Source organism: Desulfosporosinus cupriresistens (genome assembly GCF_001707885.1).
In the GTDB taxonomy this organism is placed as follows: domain Bacteria; phylum Bacillota; class Desulfitobacteriia; order Desulfitobacteriales; family Desulfitobacteriaceae; genus Desulfosporosinus.
The window spans coordinates 51,873-67,981 of the sequence record NZ_MASS01000013.1; the positions used below are offsets into that span (position 1 = coordinate 51,873).

General features: G+C 38.9%; 20 protein-coding genes and 1 pseudogene. 6 read left to right on the plus strand and 15 right to left on the minus strand.

The features are described from left to right. Window positions 1–322 precede the first annotated feature (322 nt). Window positions 323–1,222, minus strand: a complete 900-nt coding sequence (locus DSBG_RS07430; protein ID WP_068963533.1) for an ABC transporter ATP-binding protein — start codon at window positions 1,220–1,222, stop codon at window positions 323–325. Next, complete coding sequence (locus DSBG_RS07435; protein WP_068963534.1) at window positions 1,215–1,601, minus strand: GntR family transcriptional regulator; 387 nt, start codon at window positions 1,599–1,601, stop codon at window positions 1,215–1,217. Before DSBG_RS07435 ends, DSBG_RS07430 begins: the two co-directional genes overlap by 8 nt. Before the next feature lie 195 nt (window positions 1,602–1,796). Between DSBG_RS07435 and DSBG_RS07440 the strand changes: the two genes are divergently transcribed. Then, complete coding sequence (locus tag DSBG_RS07440; RefSeq protein WP_068963535.1) at window positions 1,797–2,960, plus strand: DUF4317 domain-containing protein; 1,164 nt, start codon at window positions 1,797–1,799, stop codon at window positions 2,958–2,960. A 133-nt stretch (window positions 2,961–3,093) separates the two neighbouring features. Here DSBG_RS07440 and DSBG_RS21715 read toward each other — a convergent pair. The 3 genes and pseudogenes from DSBG_RS21715 to DSBG_RS07450 form a co-directional block, all read right to left on the minus strand. Beyond that, window positions 3,094–3,408 (minus strand): annotated as a pseudogene (locus DSBG_RS21715) (arsenate reductase family protein); the annotation flags it as partial. Between the two features lie 299 nt (window positions 3,409–3,707). Further along, window positions 3,708–4,295, minus strand: a complete 588-nt coding sequence (locus DSBG_RS07445) for a DNA-3-methyladenine glycosylase (protein WP_068963567.1) — start codon at window positions 4,293–4,295, stop codon at window positions 3,708–3,710. A gap of 132 nt (window positions 4,296–4,427) precedes the next feature. Then, window positions 4,428–5,180 (minus strand): AAA family ATPase, encoded by a 753-nt coding sequence (locus tag DSBG_RS07450; protein WP_068963536.1) that lies wholly within the window; start codon window positions 5,178–5,180, stop codon window positions 4,428–4,430. 204 nt (window positions 5,181–5,384) lie between these two features. On the opposite strand from DSBG_RS07450, the gene DSBG_RS07455 reads away from it, so the two are divergent. Beyond that, on the plus strand, window positions 5,385–6,614 hold the full coding sequence (locus DSBG_RS07455) for an aminopeptidase (RefSeq protein ID WP_068963537.1): 1,230 nt from the start codon (window positions 5,385–5,387) through the stop codon (window positions 6,612–6,614). Between the two features lie 75 nt (window positions 6,615–6,689). Here the strand turns inward: DSBG_RS07455 and DSBG_RS07460 are convergent, their stop codons facing one another. From DSBG_RS07460 to DSBG_RS07480, 5 genes are all read right to left on the minus strand, one after another. Beyond that, a complete protein-coding gene (locus DSBG_RS07460) occupies window positions 6,690–7,217 on the minus strand; it encodes a YehS family protein (protein WP_176716211.1) in 528 nt (175 codons plus the stop codon). Window positions 7,218–7,499: 282 nt separating this feature from the next. Continuing rightward, the gene (locus DSBG_RS07465; RefSeq protein ID WP_068963539.1) at window positions 7,500–7,946 is read right to left on the minus strand and encodes a DUF6773 family protein; all 447 of its coding nucleotides are present in this window, start codon (window positions 7,944–7,946) and stop codon (window positions 7,500–7,502) included. A gap of 2 nt (window positions 7,947–7,948) precedes the next feature. Continuing rightward, window positions 7,949–8,143 carry a helix-turn-helix transcriptional regulator gene (locus tag DSBG_RS07470; protein ID WP_009619431.1) on the minus strand — a complete coding sequence of 65 codons (195 nt, stop codon included), beginning with the start codon at window positions 8,141–8,143 and terminating at the stop codon, window positions 7,949–7,951. Between the two features lie 225 nt (window positions 8,144–8,368). After that, the gene (locus DSBG_RS07475; protein WP_068963540.1) at window positions 8,369–8,692 is read right to left on the minus strand and encodes a GNAT family N-acetyltransferase; all 324 of its coding nucleotides are present in this window, start codon (window positions 8,690–8,692) and stop codon (window positions 8,369–8,371) included. A gap of 260 nt (window positions 8,693–8,952) precedes the next feature. Further along, window positions 8,953–9,870, minus strand: coding sequence for a ketopantoate reductase family protein (locus DSBG_RS07480; protein WP_068963568.1), 918 nt, complete (start codon window positions 9,868–9,870; stop codon window positions 8,953–8,955). A 792-nt stretch (window positions 9,871–10,662) separates the two neighbouring features. Here DSBG_RS07480 and DSBG_RS07485 point away from each other — a divergent pair. The 3 genes from DSBG_RS07485 to DSBG_RS07495 all read left to right on the plus strand — a co-directional run bounded on the left by DSBG_RS07485 (window position 10,663) and on the right by DSBG_RS07495 (window position 13,259). Beyond that, on the plus strand, window positions 10,663–11,118 hold the full coding sequence (locus DSBG_RS07485) for a C-GCAxxG-C-C family protein (protein ID WP_068963569.1): 456 nt from the start codon (window positions 10,663–10,665) through the stop codon (window positions 11,116–11,118). A gap of 252 nt (window positions 11,119–11,370) precedes the next feature. Then, a complete protein-coding gene (locus tag DSBG_RS07490) occupies window positions 11,371–12,228 on the plus strand; it encodes a pyridoxamine kinase (protein ID WP_068963541.1) in 858 nt (285 codons plus the stop codon). Window positions 12,229–12,323: 95 nt separating this feature from the next. Further along, the gene (locus DSBG_RS07495; RefSeq protein WP_068963542.1) at window positions 12,324–13,259 is read left to right on the plus strand and encodes a dimethylarginine dimethylaminohydrolase family protein; all 936 of its coding nucleotides are present in this window, start codon (window positions 12,324–12,326) and stop codon (window positions 13,257–13,259) included. Window positions 13,260–13,391: 132 nt separating this feature from the next. On the opposite strand, the gene DSBG_RS07500 is transcribed toward DSBG_RS07495, so the two are convergent. From DSBG_RS07500 to DSBG_RS22980, 3 genes are all read right to left on the minus strand, one after another. Continuing rightward, window positions 13,392–13,640 (minus strand): hypothetical protein, encoded by a 249-nt coding sequence (locus DSBG_RS07500; RefSeq protein WP_068963543.1) that lies wholly within the window; start codon window positions 13,638–13,640, stop codon window positions 13,392–13,394. A gap of 254 nt (window positions 13,641–13,894) precedes the next feature. Beyond that, the gene (locus tag DSBG_RS07505; RefSeq protein ID WP_068963544.1) at window positions 13,895–14,248 is read right to left on the minus strand and encodes a hypothetical protein; all 354 of its coding nucleotides are present in this window, start codon (window positions 14,246–14,248) and stop codon (window positions 13,895–13,897) included. Between the two features lie 78 nt (window positions 14,249–14,326). Continuing rightward, window positions 14,327–14,500, minus strand: coding sequence for a hypothetical protein (locus DSBG_RS22980; RefSeq protein ID WP_176716213.1), 174 nt, complete (start codon window positions 14,498–14,500; stop codon window positions 14,327–14,329). Between the two features lie 385 nt (window positions 14,501–14,885). Between DSBG_RS22980 and DSBG_RS24295 the strand changes: the two genes are divergently transcribed. After that, window positions 14,886–15,065 carry a hypothetical protein gene (locus tag DSBG_RS24295; RefSeq protein ID WP_491005714.1) on the plus strand — a complete coding sequence of 60 codons (180 nt, stop codon included), beginning with the start codon at window positions 14,886–14,888 and terminating at the stop codon, window positions 15,063–15,065. On the opposite strand, the gene DSBG_RS07510 is transcribed toward DSBG_RS24295, so the two are convergent. Further along, on the minus strand, window positions 14,992–15,183 hold the full coding sequence (locus DSBG_RS07510) for a hypothetical protein (RefSeq protein ID WP_068963545.1): 192 nt from the start codon (window positions 15,181–15,183) through the stop codon (window positions 14,992–14,994). The genes DSBG_RS24295 and DSBG_RS07510 overlap by 74 nt on opposite strands. Before the next feature lie 143 nt (window positions 15,184–15,326). After that, window positions 15,327–15,488 (minus strand): hypothetical protein, encoded by a 162-nt coding sequence (locus tag DSBG_RS22985; RefSeq protein ID WP_176716214.1) that lies wholly within the window; start codon window positions 15,486–15,488, stop codon window positions 15,327–15,329. Between the last annotated feature and the right edge of the window lie 621 nt (window positions 15,489–16,109).

A 16,109-nucleotide genomic window follows, 5' to 3' on the forward strand; every position in this document is an offset into this window, starting at 1 on the left:
GCCTGAAAAACAATGACTGACATAATGCGAGCTCCTTTTAAAGGGCAGGCTATGCATCATAACGGATGACTTGTCTACCTGTAAGTATCTGAAGATTAAAACTGCCATAACAACTGGCACAATACACATTAGAATAATTTGAACCTCATCCTGTGAAAGATTTAGAGTTCTGTCTATATTGTCTTGGATCCATTGAGTTCTCTGCATGTCGATTTCCATGGTTTCCATCAGGTGCCTGAAAGGAATATTAGCCATAAGAGCCAGTGTATAGAGAGCACTTACCCACCAATAACGTTTTAAATCACTTAATATCAAAGCTTTTTTAAAGAATGATATTTTGAATGTCATAACCCATTCCCCCTAATTCATAAATAAATATTTCTTCAAGTGTCAGAGGAAGTACATCCAAAATAACTGGATTAGCTAATTTCACCTTTTGTAACAACTCATGCTTATCCCCTCTGGCAATCAGCAACAGGATGCTTCCTGTCTGTGTTCTGTGCAGAACCTCCGGACCTTCAAGGAATCCTGCTGGAATTTCAGCAGAAAATGCCAGCTGAAACTTGTGAACATCCGATTTCATATCATCCAGTTCTCTCTCAACAACGATTTTCCCATTGTGAAGTATTCCGATATGATCACAAACATCTTCTAGTTCTCTCAGATTGTGGGATGATACTAATACGGTTACCTGCCTTTCAGCTACATCCTGAAGTATAAGGTTCCATACCTTTTTGCGCATGACAGGATCAAGACCATCGACAGGTTCATCAAGGATCATAACCCTCGGCATTGTGCAAATTCCCAACCAGAAGGCCACCTGTTTCTGCATTCCTTTAGACAGTTTGACAACCCTTCTCTTGCTGTTTATAGGGAATACCTGCTTTAATTGCTCGTATCTGTTCCAATTCCATTCAGGATAAGTTTTCGAGTAAAACTTTGCTGTTTCATCAATGCTGTATTGAGAAAAAAAGTACAAATCGTCAGGAATGTATACCATTTGAGCCTTAACCTCAGGAGTTTCGTAGACTGGTTGATTATCAATCGTCACTATTCCTTGATCCTGACGATATAATCCAGTTAAATGTTTAATCAGAGTAGTTTTACCGGCACCATTAGGCCCTAGCAGACCATAGACTGATGCCTTCTTGACCCTCAAATTCAGATCATCCAGAACTTTATATTTGCCAAAGGATTTCGTTAGTTTTTGGGCCTCAATCATTTTCCCTTTGCCTCCCTCTACTATATATTTCCTCAATTCTGCAAATGAGCTGCTCCTTTGGAATATTCATGTAGGCCAGCTCTGAGACTAGTTTGTCGATCTCCAGTATTAATTCATCCTTTCTTGCTTGATTGAGTTTACTGTTTATAGGGGTTACAAAACTTCCTTTGGCCCGGATGGAGTATATGTATCCTTCGAGCTCAAGTTCTTTGTAGGCCTTATGAATGGTATTGGGGTTAATTGTGAGGGACTGGGCCATCTCACGAACAGATGGAACCCTCTCATTAGGTTTCAATACTCCGCTAATAATGAGTGCTTTCATCTTATCCTTAATCTGTTCGTACAAAGGGCTATGATCCATATAATCCAATTGAAACATAGTTACCACCCGTCTGTTCTATATTCATTAGTACAGTTAATACAGTTTGTATGCTAGCAGGAATTTCCTTTATTGTCAATAGGCAATAAAATGTGCGTCGTCTGCCCAACGCCAGATATTATTAGCCTTCACTTTATTGCTATAAACCAAGAAATTTGCTATTTTAGATAGGCAGCTTAGAGGAGGAATAACGTGATGAAGAAAAACGATGTCTCAAGTATTAGAAAAGAATTTAAATTAGATAATCCGAAATTAAAACTCGAAGAAGTTGTAGGTATTTACGTTAAGGGGGATATAAAGCAAATCATCGGGTTCGAAAAAGAGTATTTTGACAGGATGGATACAGAGAAGCAAGACCTTTATCTCAAAAATTTCAAAAAGCTTCTAACCGGACAACTTGACTCCAAACTATTTGAACTTGAATTTTCGGACAATAAATTAGGACAAAACCCTACCCAAAGAGCGTTAATTGATACACTCCACGCCACTAATTTTATCGAACAAACTGAGGAAATAGCGCTTAAAGTTATCAACAACTGTGATTATCCAAGTGATTTTATGATTTCCTTTTTACGAGGTGAGGTCTTTAAACCGATGCGGACGGAAAGAGGAGAAGATGAGTCAGGCCTGGATGACGTAGTATTCTCCTTTAAATTTTTTATGGCATGTGTTAATCCCGTAACAATCCCTAAAACTGCCCTCAGATTTGATTTTGAAGGTAAAGCCTTTAAAGCTGATATTCCAATGGATGTCAATATTAACTTAACTACTCCCTTAGACGGATTTATATTTCCCTCATGGAATGATAATTCCGCAGATGTTAATTGTGTCGTTTATTACTCAAATAAAGCGAATACCCCAAACCTGGAGTTTTTAGCAAAGGTCTTAGAATGCGATCTCCATTCAACAGCTCAAACAGAAAAAGCTCAATTTCTTGAAATTGTTCAAGAAGTTGCAGGTAAAGAGATTGAAGCTGAGAAGATAGCCAACATCTATGAGAGCGTCAACTACATTTTAACGCGGAATGAGGAAGAAGAAAGCAGTGAAATCGCCAGTGTTGGCTTGAAGGATATGGAAAAGATTCTTCAAGCCAGCGGCGTTGAAACTACTCAGAGTTTAGAGACAGCTTTCCTGAAAATCACTGGGACGGATAAGTATGAGTTTAAAGCATCAAACATCGTCCCTAACTTTACAGGAAAATCCATAAAAATCGAAAATAATACAGTGAGCATTTCCGTAAGTCCCCAAGACCTAAAAAACATTAAGCAAGTCAAGAAAGATGGCAAGCGGTACTTACTGATTGAAATTGATGAGACAGCAAACCTCGAAGGTTTTGAATTAAGCACTGAGGCGATTTAATCAGGAGAAAGACTTAGCCCATAACCACTGGGTAGGCATTGTGAAGAGGACCTATTAAAAAAAGTAAGCAGGATAGCTATTAACTCCTGCTTACTTTTTTCTTGTTAAAAAAGCGGACTCATATATGCTTACTTCAAAATATTTTTGAAGGGTCTTTAATCTTCATTCCTGCCTTGAATCCAATAATCAGTTCGTTGTTCCCTACAACTAAGGGTCTGATCATTGCTTTTGGATTGGCGGCCAGGAAATTCGCAACAGCCAATTCGTTGGACTCCTCAAGTTCCTTCCCTAGATCCTTGTAAGTTTTGCTCTTCTTGTTAAGGAGACCCTGAACCGTAATCCCCCCGAGTTTTGCTAAGTCAAACAATTCATCGACTGAGAGAGGGTTTTTAACAATGTTTCGATACTCAAACTTAACATTTTCTTGCAGAAGACCCGCTTCTGCTTTACGACAAGTCGTTCACTGTGGAAAACAATAGAATGTATACATTTGTTTCTCCTCCTCGCAAGCTTCTATTTCTAACCCTGGGTTATGTTACAGACTTGGCAGTGATATAATTCGAAGAAAACCATTGATTATTGGGGAGCGGCGCTGTTTACGGTATGGCCCAAGGGTTGCACGTGGTTTTTATTTTAGTATTCGCCATTTCAGTGGTAACTTTAATGATAAGCGCTTTACTACCCTCGCATCGCAGTATTATAGCTCAGCAAAATGCCGATTAAGATAAAACTTAAACTAAGTATATTTTATTTAGAGACAAAGCGATTATCTTGTACCCAAAAACGCCAAGGATAGTGTACAGCTTCTCCTCTGTTATGGATACCAATTCTCGGACCAACTGCAATGGGTCCGATTTCTTTTCCTTCTGCGATAAATAGTGGATACTCAAACATCGCTCTCCCGTAATCTTCCTTTACTATACCTAGGGATTTCGTTAATTTTCCTGGTCCATTGGTTAGCTCTAGTTCCTTTTTCTCTTTTCCGCGCCGTTGATACATCAGGTCAATTCCGCAACATGGTTCTAGTGCTCTAATTAATACCGCCTCCGGACACCCGATCTCTCCACTAACCACGTTAATAAGGCAATGGGTATGCATAACATAAGTATAGACATACCCAGGTGGTCCAAACATTACTTCAGTTCTTTTAGTCCTTCGATTTCCAAAACCATGTGCCGCACGATCTTCAGGTCCTATGTAGGCTTCGGTTTCTACTATCCATCCTGACGCCATACCTAACTCTGTTTCTTTAACAAGCAATTTTCCCAACAAAGCACGAGCTAAACTAAGCGTGGGTTGTTGGAAAAACGAATAGCTTAGTGGTTGAAATACCATAGTCTTTACCTCATTATCTCCATAACCCATAGATGCTGCTCCGTATTAAAGTTTTCCTTTCAGAAGAGCTTAAAGGATTTGAATCCCTATCTTTTCTACAGATAACCCTACGTTACTAGAAGTAAAAAAAGCTTATTCTAGCAGTTCTTTTAGCATCTTCTTGGTGTTATTAATAAAAGCACGCGTAACTTGATAATGTTCAGTATCCTCATACGTTACCGTTTCAATACCTTCTTTAATTTCGTATATCCGGGCCTTGGGATAGGCCATTATTATTGGCGAATGGGTTGCAATAATAAACTGAGACCCTTCCTCAACTAATTCATGCATTATGGAAAGCATCGCCATTTGCCGCGTTGGCGATAAGGCAGCTTCAGGTTCGTCCAGAATGTATATACCATTACCACTGAATCTATTTTGAAATAAAGCAAAAAATGACTCTCCATGTGATTGCTGATGTAGTGATATGCCGCCATAGGACTTAATTATTGGTGGTCCGCCGAAAGGTTCTGAATCCAAGTCATCTATATTTGAGGCGAAATTATAAAAGCTTTCTGCTCGTAAAAAAAATCCATCCCGAGGTCTTTTGGTGCCTTTAACAACTTTAATATAATTATTCAGCTTAGAATGTGTAGCTTTGGACGTAAAATTAAAATTCTTGGTTCCACCTTCAGCATTAAATCCATAGGCTACGGCTATTGATTCTAAGATTGTTGACTTTCCGGAGCCATTTTCTCCAATAATAAACGTTACTTGCGGATGAAATGATAACCTATGTAAATTCTTGATCGCTGGTAGCTTAAAAGGATATTCAGAAAATGATGGAACTTTTTCTCTATCTAATTCGATATATCTTATGTACTGTTTGATACTATTTAGGTCCATCACATCATCTCCTAAGACTATAGTAACTCCAACCGCGCCGACTTAGCAGAGTGTTAATGTATTACGTCTAAATGTCTTATTGATTTAAAAACGAATAGCTACGTTATAACTTTGTATTAAACAAAAATTATATGTTATAATTTCTTTCAAGTTTAGGATAGAAAGATGCTATTAAAGTTTTATTAAAAGTTAAAAGGAGTCTTTATGCAGAATAATTTGTTAGAAAAATATGCTCAGCTCATCGTCAGAACAGGCATCAACCTCCAAGAGAAACAAACGCTTGTAATTTCTGCTCCCATCGAATGTGCTCCCTTCACACGCCTGATCGCTGAAAAGGCTTATCAAGAAGGCGCACGAGATGTTGTAATCCAATGGCGTGATGAATTATCTTCCAAGATCCGCTTTCTCCATGCACCGGAAGAGATTTTTGAGGAATTTCCTGAATGGCAGAAGGAATTTTACCTTTCCTATGTCCATCAGGGAGCCGCTTTCTTGAGCATAGCCGCCTCAGACCCCGAGCTATTCAAAGATGTCAATCCCGAACGAATCACCAAATCTCAAAAAGCAAGCAATACAGCCCTTAAAGCTTACCGAGATCGGCTTATGAGCAACAAAAATACCTGGTGCGTTGTCTCAGTACCGACCGTGTCTTGGTCCAAGAAAGTTTTTCCGCACCTTTCTGAGGAAGAGTCCATGGAAAAGCTCTGGGATGTCATCTTCAAGACAGTACGTGTCAACACTGAGAATCCTATTATTTCTTGGGAAGAGCATAAAGCGAATCTTAAACGCCGCATGGATTGTTTGAATTCGCTAGCCTTAAAGTCCCTCCATTATAAAAATTCCTTAGGGACTAACTTGAACATTGAGCTTCCTGAAAATCATATTTGGCTGGGCGGCTCTGAGTTTACTCCTGAAGGGATAGAGTTTATTGCTAACATGCCTACGGAAGAGGTATTTACGTTGCCTAAAAAGACAGGAGTGAATGGCAAAGTCATCAGTTCGATGCCTTTAAACTATAATGGAAACCTGATAGAGAACTTTTCCATGACGTTTAAGGAGGGCAAGGTAGTAGATTTTAGTGCGAAAAAAGGCTACGAAACTCTAAAGTCAATTATCGAGACCGATGAAGGCTCACATTTTCTCGGAGAGGTCGCTTTGGTCCCCTATGATTCTCCAATCTCAAATTCCAAGATCTTATTTTACAACACTCTCTTCGATGAGAATGCCTCCTGCCATTTAGCGTTCGGAAAAGCCTATCCTGTATGTATGAAAAATAGCGAGAAGATGACCCGCGACGACTTCTTGGCACTAGGCATCAACGAGTCTCTAGTGCATGTAGACTTTATGATCGGAACAAGCGACCTGGAAATCCTAGGAATGACTTTAGACGGTAAGAAGATTCCGATCTTTCGCAACGGCAACTTCGCACTGTGACCTTATTCTAGCTGAGATTATTTCTGTTAAACGGTCTTTTCTCGCCCAATACTGCTTTGTGCCTTGGAGAGCAATCTATCCCCTGTATTTCTTAGCTAATCCTTTTAAGAAATTTCTGGCGTATTTGTCACCACACTCTTTATAATTCTTATGTCCTTCCTTTCTTAAAAGAGCACCTAATTCACCTTTAGTTATGATGACTCCTGTTTCTGCTAATATGTCGATCATCTCTTCACTGGTGAGTGATAGCGCTATTTTCAATTTCTTAAGCAAGATATTATTAGGTTTTTCATTATTCTTAAGTTCTGGTCTTTCAGGTTGACCTGGTTTTGCCTCTTGCTTCCCTCTTTTGAAGATAATCAAACCATTTAAAAAGGACTCTAGCATACTGTTCTTGCACTTTATATTCTCTTCCTGATCATCTATTTCGTCATGAGCGTCAACCTCATTATTGTAGCGGTAAGTTTCTTTTGATTTTATGAGTAACTTTCTCACTACTTCTTCCGTTACTTCAGTGTCACCAAGTTTAAATATCTCTACCATATCCCTATCCCTTATATCTAACGCATATCTTAATCTAATTAATATATCATTATTATCCACTGTAATCCTCCTAAATTTTCTTAAACGATACTTCCATTATAACATGAATAGTTTAGAACCCACGACTTTCAAGAATAGTTGGATAAGCATTGCATGTTGTTACCCCTACTGTCACCAACAAGAAGAGGTAGTTCCTGAACAAATTCTAATTTGCAATGGCCATGACCACGGAAAAGGATAGACGACTTGACGCCCCTGTATAGGGGCGTCATTTTCTTTGTATTAAGTTAACTGAGCGATTTTCGATCAACCCATATTCCGTTGAGTTTTTCTGATGCTGCCTTATTTATCATCATCAAATTCTTCCTCGTACTTATGGCTTCTATACCGATTGAACTTATAGGTAAGAAAAAAGATGGTTAAAAATAAGACTATAAATATTAAGAGGAAAATTACTGGGCTTTGCCAGTCATACATTGCTGACTTCTTCATCGAATTAAAAATTAACACCATTGATGCAACCACTAGGATTCCAATTACTATAATCAGATTCTTTATAGATGTCTTTTTTCCACGCTCACTGTAAATACTTACCTTCATCATATGCATTCTTATAAACTGATAGATCGGGAAAAATATCAAGATTAAATACTCTATCAAACTATCCTGCAAACTCATTTTAAACACTAATGTTTTTACTAAAAATGATAGAGCTACGCCATATAAAACAATAATTGCCATTTCACTTCTTATTTTTAGCTTAGCCTGTTCAATTCTTTCGTCTTTCACTATTACCCCTCCCAAAATATTTCGTCTAATGTTTTACCTAACTCTTTGCATATAGCAACGCACAACTGTAATGATGGATTGAATTTTCCCGCTTCAATCATTCCGATTGTCTGTCTTGTTACACCCACAGCTTCCGCTAATTGAGCTTGTGACATATCTAAAATAGCTCTTGCTGATTTCAATTTTAGATTCTTCAATATCTCCCCTCCTTATATTGCATATTATACATTATACTATTCAATATGTAAACTATATATTGCATATTTTTCTCCCTAACTTACTCCCTACTTACTCCCTTATGCTTCAGAAAGGATTTAATGAGGTTATACTTTCTAAATTAATATATAAAAAGCACTATCAAGTCCGTCAATTCAGACATTGATAATGCTTAAATATTTAATAACTAATATAACTGCTTCTTGTTAATGTTTTCCGTCAATCTTACAGGCCGCAGCTTGATCACTCGTATCCTCGGAGAGGATATCAGGATACTGCTTTTCATGCCGCTTCAACCAAATATTAGCGTATGAACACGTAGCCGTAGTTTTTAACTGTTCTTTCCTAAAATACTCAGCCACTACTTCCATCATCTGTGCTGCTACACCCTGCCCTCTCAAAACAGGATTAACATAGGTATGATCTATATCCATCTCTCCATTTTCTTTACGGATAAAAGTAGCTTCAGCCATCAATTCACTGTTTTCATCAGTACTGTAAATACGTCCATTTTCATATTGCCAATTCATATTTTTCCCTCCTCTAATTTAACTGCTAGCAACAAGAGAGGACTTTTATTTTCCGGCCGTTTTTAAATCACCTTGAGTGCTTCTAACGGAGGAAAAGGTTCAATAAGTTTTCAATTCTTCAATTTTATTTATCAATATATTTTTTAATATTTTCATTACTTTTAATCATGTTTATTACGTCTGATGTAGATTCTTTTTCCATAGAAGCCAAGGCTAAATAAGTTTGCAGATGCATGAACAGCCTCGCAATAGAATTTAAATTAGTATTTAGCTTCGATTTCTTTAATTCGCCGATAAAGCTCTTCATTTACAGGTGTTGCCACATTGTATTTTCTTCCTAACTCCAATACCGCACCTGAAAATAACTCCACCTCACTCAAACGTTTGGCCTCCATATCCTGACGCATGGAGGGCTTACCTTCTGGACTTAGGGGATCTAAAACATTCAGCCAATATTCTAAATCCGTCTCTGTTAAATTAATGCCTTCCTTTTCGGACAGAACCATAACCTCTCGCATTGCTGCAATCATAGTATCTCTCGGCGCACCCTTTTTTTGAATTTCACCATAGTTGCTCTCGTAGACCGCAACCGTTTGGTTCACCCCTACATTGAGCATGAATTTGCCCCAGATCCGCTTGTTCATATCAGTAGCCACTTCAAAAGGTACCGCCATGCTTTCAAAAAATTGAGCGACCTGTTTTACGCGTTGTGAAATTAACCCTGGTTCTCGCTCTCCAAAAACAAGCATCCCCAAATGATCGTAGGTTAATCGATTCCCAACTTTAACTGCATCCATTCCCTGTGCTGTACAATAGAGGATTTTTTCCATCCCATAAGTCTGGCCAATAATCGTTTCGCTCGTGATCCCATTCAATGCGGATAAAATGATTGTATGTTCCGCTACCTGATTCTTGACAGCTTGGATAGCGTCGCTCAGTCCATCGTACTTTACAGCAAAAATAAGCAGATCGGCGGGTTCTCCTATGTCTTCAGGTCTCAGATAATTGAATTCGCAACGCTCGCCATTGCAATACACAAAGTCATTTTCATACTTTCGTATTCTTGCTTGGTCAGCAATAATCCTTAAATCCGCTTTGGGCATTCTCTTGGTCAAATGATGGCCAAACAGAATTCCTAATGCTCCTAAGCCAATGATGGATACCTTTTTTATCTCCATATTTACATTAATCCTTTCTATTTCATAATGCATTTAGATTAAAAATGAACCTGTTTCTCTTATAGGTAATAAGTCAACGGTTAACTTATACCTTTCTTTTTTCGACAGATCTTACTTGATCCCTTCCACCAATCACCAAATCTTTCAAATACTACACGAAGTACGCCAATATAAAATTTACTTTAATTAACAATTCCCTCGCAGATTACATAAACAAGGTAAATGGAATATTCTCGTTATATTCCCCTTTGATTCATTGTGCTACTATGTAGACAAACTATCTTACACTGCATCAAAGGAGTACCCATGACAAATAGACATCTAGGTTACAACAAAAAGAAAATCTTTTTCGTTTCGATTTTGGTTACCGCTTTATTGATAGGCGGTATTGTTATTTATACCGGAATGTTTAGCGCCGAAGTTATAGATCAGAATAAGTTGAGCCAAGAGGATACAACGGTTGAGCCATCCGTAGAGACGTACGAAGAACCTGCACAGGAAACGTCTGCGGTGATCGAACCGACAACAAAAGCAGTCATCGCTCAGCCTAAACCAACGGTGCAAGAGAGTCCATTACCCTTTAACCAATTAGTTTTGGCACAAATCAAGACTTATAACAAGGGCAGCTACCCGTATTTGTTAAATACTGACTACTCAAACTATAATGCCATTAGTGCAGTTTACCGTTATTGCCTGAACGATAATTCTGACATTAGAAGGGGAAAAAATTCTGGTGTCGAAAGAGTATTAGCAATACCAGTAGTTTTGCAACAAGAAATTGAGGAGGTTAATATGAGCGATGATATTGTAATCGAAGCAAGAAACAAGGCTGGTGATAATTTTAAACAAGGATATAACTGTGCCGAATCAATTTTTCTTGCCTTCCGAGAACTCGTGGCCCCTGAACTGGATGCTGGACTGGTAAGGATGGTTACCGGTTTTGGAGGCGGGTTAGGTCACGCAGGTTGCATGTGTGGGGCTCTGAACACAGCAGAAATGATTATCGGCCTATTTAAGGGTCGTACCAGCAACCTGGAGGACCGGGAGCCAGGTTATAACGCTGCCCATGAGTTCCATGATCTGTTCAGTGAGCGTTTTGGCGGAACCTGCTGCCGGGTACTTAACCCTCACCCTTTTGACACGCCTGAACATTTAAAAAACTGTATAAAAATTACTGGTAATACCGGGAAGTTGCTGATGGAATACTTAGTTCGGAAAGAATTAGTAACATCCGGGGAAACTAAATAAATATTGTTCAAGTCATGATTCATGTTATGATTACATTTGCCCTGCTGCCAGGACTGCTTTTTGAAGCCCGCTTCAAGCGGGTTTTGCTGTTACGGTTAATCACAAAAAATAAAGTCACTTCTTCTGTGTAAATTGTAGCTAAATTACTTTTTTAAGGAATTGTGATAAAAAATAATGGTAGCGGATTTGCATAAATAAATCTAAAAGCTCAATTTTTTGCCTTGAGCATATCGAAAGGAATGACATTTTAAAATGTCCAAACAAAAACGGGTAGCTGCAATTCACGATATTTCTTGTGTCGGTCGATGTTCACTTACGGTTGCACTGCCAATTCTCTCTGCAGCAGGGTTTGACACAAGCGTATTACCAACGGCGATTTTATCTACTCATACCGGTGGTTTTGAGGGTTTTACATATAGGGATTTGACAAATGATATTAGACCTATCTCTAATCATTGGCAATCACTGAATGTTAAATTTGACGCCTTATACAGCGGTTTTTTGGGTTCCTATGAACAAATTGATTTAGTAGCAGACTTCTTTGATACATTTAGAAGCAACGACACAATAGTCATGGTTGACCCTGTAATGGCTGACAATGGCGTTTTATACTCCATTTATTCCCCAGAAATGGCTAAGGGAATGACCAAATTGTGTGCCAAGGCGGATATTATTGTACCAAATTTAACCGAAGCGGCTTTCCTCTTAGATGAAGACTATATCGGAGAAAGTTACTCACAGGAATATATTGAAACATTACTTAAAAAGCTTGCTGCTTTAGGAGCGAAACAGGTTGTTCTCACGGGTGTTTCGTTCGAAAAGGACAAATTAGGTGCTGCTGCCTTTAATAGTGACACAAGTAAAGTTAGTTATGCCTTCAATGATCGGATTGATGGTTATTTTCATGGTACAGGAGATGTATTTAGCAGTACCTTATTATCTGGCCTATTAAATGATTTCCCCCTGGAAGAAGCCATACAAATAGCCGTGAACTATACACTCAAATGCATACGTATGACTGAAAAATTAGGACAAGAAGAAAGATATGGAGTATGCTTTGAAAAAGCGATTCCCTATCTTATCCAACAATTAGGGTTAATCAGCGAATAGAGCAACCTATGCTGCCAGTAGCTGAGGAGCGATCGTGATATTTTTTAGAGTAGAAGAAATAATAATGATAACTACGGAATGGACAGGGGGTAAAAATGAGCGGTATAGAAACTACGTTTGGAACTGAAAAGTTAGCGCGGCTAAAGAGGGTCCTACTTCATAAACCAATCGAATCGCTGTCTACCATCACTCAAGAGAATTATGAGTATCACTTATTCAATTTTGTTCCAAAGGTTGATCAGTATTTAAGGGAGCATGAGCTATATACTCAGTTGTTGCAAGCCCACAATGTAGAGGTACTTGAAGTCAGAGATTTTGTACACCAAACAAAGGACTTACTAGCTAAACTTCCGAATTTACCTTATCTTCATGACACTGCTGTAGTCACGAGTAAAGGTGCTATTTTATCGGAAATGTGCCCCGGCTCCAGGGCGGGTGAGGAACAAGTGGTTAAAGAGGCTCTTACAAATCTTGGCATACCTATCTTCCATGAATTCGAAACCCACGAACAGTTTGAAGGTTGCCTAATTTTATCTCCTGCCACATTAATCATCGTGGATACTGAGCGACTTGACCCCAGCACAATTGAACGGTTTTTTGCTAAAGCCTTGGATCTTTTTGAGGAAGTCATTTACATAAAGGCACCTCAAGCACGAAGGTTCATGCATGCAGATATGATTTTTAACAGGATCAGTGAGGATCTAGCTCTGTATTTTCCTCCGGCTTTCCTCCATTCATACTTGATTAACCGTCATAAGAGAAGCGAAATTGACTTCAGATCTTATTTAAGAGAGAAAAACATCGAGCTTGTAGAAATAAATGATGAGGAACAACAAAATTGGGGTTGTAGTTTTGTTCCTTTAGAACCCAAGATACTCATCCACTACGATATAGCTCTAAACGCTCAGACCAAAAAAAGATTGCAGCAACGTGGTGTCCAAATACTAGAATTTCATCCCGAAGCCCTCTTAGCAGGCGGTGGGAGCCTTCGCTGCCTGACACTTAGGCTTTGGCGGGCAGCACAACACTAGAGTTAAAGTCTAAGAAACCTCTTACATCCTTAAATCTGAAAGGGCAAACACCCGCAACAAGTTTATAACATGTTGCGGGTGCTTTATTTAGTCCTCTCCTCAAAGTAGAGGGTGCCAACTAAATAGCCCAAATTAATTTTCCATATCCTTTTCCATCCCGACAACCTTGCTGCAGCTAGCAGCATGAGAAAGCCCCTCACAGTCATGCCCATGAGTTTTTACCAGATCCTTGATAGTCACGGCATAGGTATACGAATAATACCGCCCCTGGGTTCCTTGAGTATCCAACATCTGAAACACGGGAGAATAAGGCATAGCCACCATGGAAGCATACCATGTTGGCTCAAGATCAGGTTGATCCACGCCCGTTTCAACAAACATATTTTTCCCTTGAACATAGGTAGGTTCGCACCCCACCCAGGTGAAGATATCATTAATAATAATGAAAATGCTACTAACAAGATGTAACCAGTTTTCTTCATTTTCTTAATAAGATTACCTCCTTATCCGTTATCAATAGAAGCTCCAACCAATTTTTACAGGCGGAGCTTCTATTGGTATATATTTGCATTCTTTAAATATCCCTATACTTCTAAACCCACTTGAGTGGATGGCCTTATATTATTTGCTACCTCTTATGCGGTTTGGCATGATCCATCTCTTAACTGATCTTTAACTTGATCACCTAAAGCCACCAGGCATGATCCATCTCTTAACTGATCTTTAACTTGATCACCTAAAGCCACCAGGCATGACCCATCTCTTAACTGATCTTTAACTTGATCACCTAAAGCCACCAGGCATGACCCATCTCTTAACTGATCTTTAACTTGATCACCTAAAGCCACCAGGCATGATCCATCTCTTAACTGATCTTTAACTTGATCACCAAAACCTTTCATTCCGGCTCCATTCCCGGCAGCAAACACTGAACCAGCAGACAGTAACATTGATCCAATTAACACCGTGGTAAAGATAATCTTTTTCATTTCTTCCTCCTATTTTCATTTATTATATTTTTTGGTATGCAGAACCAAAGGGTACCCCCTGATGTTTCTCACCCCCTTTCAAGCCACCGTTGACGTCGAACCTTCCCCGAGTGGCTTCATTTTCTCAGTGCTCTTCATCTGGTCTTGTGCTGTTTCTTTGGATAGGGGAACGGTTGTACTTTTAGTGCAAGCCACATAGCCAGAAAGACTTAACGCAAGGATAACACTAAATAGAGCAATCCGTTTCTTCATAGTCCACCCTCAATTCATTTTCAGCTATCCGCATGTTGATTAATCATAGTATAATCGCGATTTGTAAAACTCCTATGTTTGAACTGTAAACAATTTGTAAAAACCCCAATTTCTTTTAGTGCACTTCAATCTAAAACAAGAAGAGTGAATATGACAAATGTAGCTTGAGCAATAAAAAACTCCCTATCATGGCTCTAGCCAATGACAGGGAGAACAACAACAAACTGCACCACCTCACTATAGAAAACTTGACATCATTGGAGGATAGATGAATTAGTAAGAAATCATAATGATGTTGACCAAGAGACGATTATGGTGACATTCGATCGATCAATATAATGAAAGCAGTTTGGATATCTTACTTAACTTCTTTACCAAGAAAACCATGGGGGTAGCGTTCATGAAGGTCAAAGAAGATATTAATCTTAAAGTGATGGAAATACTCGAAGAGGAAGGGGTTTATTGTCTCCAATGTAACGAAATAAATCGATTTAATTTCTGGAGTTTATTTCATTCTCAAGTTCTAAAATCATATTATGGACGGCTTTGTTTACCTCATCGTTAAATTGGCTGCTCACACCATCATGTTTAAAAATGCCATTCCTCATATTTTCTGCTACACGTTTAAATTTGTTGCGATGCACCTTGAGTGTTTTAGAGTTCATGTTAGTATAGATACTCATTGCTTTTTTCTCCTTGCTTATGTCAGAATAAATGTTCCTCTCTATTATTATACAGCGAGTAATAATCATTATCAACGGCTTAAGGAAATGTTTAAATATTTGAAATAACCAACCTCCTCATCTCTTATTATCAAAAGAGTTATCTACCCCCTTGATCGCTTCTTCGTCGTAACCTTAAGTACTCCTAACAAAAAGATAATCAGCCAGAGCCACCAAGGAGTATATGAGACAATCAACTTTGCCCCAAGCAACACCCCTTTAACTATAGAATTCACTATTACATTGGCGTCGAGCACTTTTCTCATCCTCCTTTCCCTCTCGCTTACCTATAACTCATTGTAGATCCGGAACCTTTCTTAAAGAAAAAAAGGGGCTTATTAAGCTGAGCCCTTAGTTATACTTATGCTACATCTTCCAAAAAAACCACTGCAGGTACTTTCTCTGACTTAAATGTAAATGGCTTCAGTTCCTAGCCGATCTATATAGAAGTACCTTCATCCCCCTGTTTGATCACTTGTACTCCCAATGGAACGTCCAGGGCTTAAGCTTATCTGAGCCATAGTGATTGCTAGGAAATTCCGTCTCAAGGTGCGCTACAAGGATTTGTAATCATAACCTATCTTGCTTCCTCCCTTTTCAGTAACACTTGTCCTCTGTCGCTCATAGACTGCCCTAAGGTGGTGAAGCGACAGTGTTATTGCGTTGCCCCAATTGCAAGTGCATGGACCACTTAAGTAAGTGGGTCAAATGCACAGCAGATACCTTGAAAATGGACATTATTTCAGCAGCTAAATGTCCTGCTTATGTCTGTCCAAAATGCAAAAGTCCATCACCCACCGCAAGTATTTCACGTATTAACCACTAGCTTCATAACCAACCTGTTGAGATTCAGATCAAAATGGAATGTTCTCTGTTACCCACTAGGT

What these genes read in the sequence shown, in the direction of transcription:
- DSBG_RS07430 (WP_068963533.1), bottom strand. Translation starts at nt 1,222, where the DNA reads ATGATTGAGGCCCAAAAACTAACGAAATCCTTTGGCAAATATAAAGTT.
- DSBG_RS07435 (WP_068963534.1), bottom strand. Translation starts at nt 1,601, where the DNA reads ATGTTTCAATTGGATTATATGGATCATAGCCCTTTGTACGAACAGATT.
- DSBG_RS07440 (WP_068963535.1), top strand. Translation starts at nt 1,797, where the DNA reads ATGAAGAAAAACGATGTCTCAAGTATTAGAAAAGAATTTAAATTAGAT.
- DSBG_RS07445 (WP_068963567.1), bottom strand. Translation starts at nt 4,295, where the DNA reads ATGGTATTTCAACCACTAAGCTATTCGTTTTTCCAACAACCCACGCTT.
- DSBG_RS07450 (WP_068963536.1), bottom strand. Translation starts at nt 5,180, where the DNA reads ATGGACCTAAATAGTATCAAACAGTACATAAGATATATCGAATTAGAT.
- DSBG_RS07455 (WP_068963537.1), top strand. Translation starts at nt 5,385, where the DNA reads ATGCAGAATAATTTGTTAGAAAAATATGCTCAGCTCATCGTCAGAACA.
- DSBG_RS07475 (WP_068963540.1), bottom strand. Translation starts at nt 8,692, where the DNA reads ATGAATTGGCAATATGAAAATGGACGTATTTACAGTACTGATGAAAAC.
- DSBG_RS07480 (WP_068963568.1), bottom strand. Translation starts at nt 9,870, where the DNA reads ATGGAGATAAAAAAGGTATCCATCATTGGCTTAGGAGCATTAGGAATT.
- DSBG_RS07485 (WP_068963569.1), top strand. Translation starts at nt 10,663, where the DNA reads ATGAGCGATGATATTGTAATCGAAGCAAGAAACAAGGCTGGTGATAAT.
- DSBG_RS07490 (WP_068963541.1), top strand. Translation starts at nt 11,371, where the DNA reads ATGTCCAAACAAAAACGGGTAGCTGCAATTCACGATATTTCTTGTGTC.
- DSBG_RS07495 (WP_068963542.1), top strand. Translation starts at nt 12,324, where the DNA reads ATGAGCGGTATAGAAACTACGTTTGGAACTGAAAAGTTAGCGCGGCTA.
- DSBG_RS07500 (WP_068963543.1), bottom strand. Translation starts at nt 13,640, where the DNA reads ATGTTTGTTGAAACGGGCGTGGATCAACCTGATCTTGAGCCAACATGG.
- DSBG_RS07505 (WP_068963544.1), bottom strand. Translation starts at nt 14,248, where the DNA reads ATGAAAAAGATTATCTTTACCACGGTGTTAATTGGATCAATGTTACTG.
- DSBG_RS22980 (WP_176716213.1), bottom strand. Translation starts at nt 14,500, where the DNA reads ATGAAGAAACGGATTGCTCTATTTAGTGTTATCCTTGCGTTAAGTCTT.
- DSBG_RS24295 (WP_491005714.1), top strand. Translation starts at nt 14,886, where the DNA reads ATGGGGGTAGCGTTCATGAAGGTCAAAGAAGATATTAATCTTAAAGTG.
- DSBG_RS07510 (WP_068963545.1), bottom strand. Translation starts at nt 15,183, where the DNA reads ATGAGTATCTATACTAACATGAACTCTAAAACACTCAAGGTGCATCGC.
- DSBG_RS22985 (WP_176716214.1), bottom strand. Translation starts at nt 15,488, where the DNA reads ATGAGAAAAGTGCTCGACGCCAATGTAATAGTGAATTCTATAGTTAAA.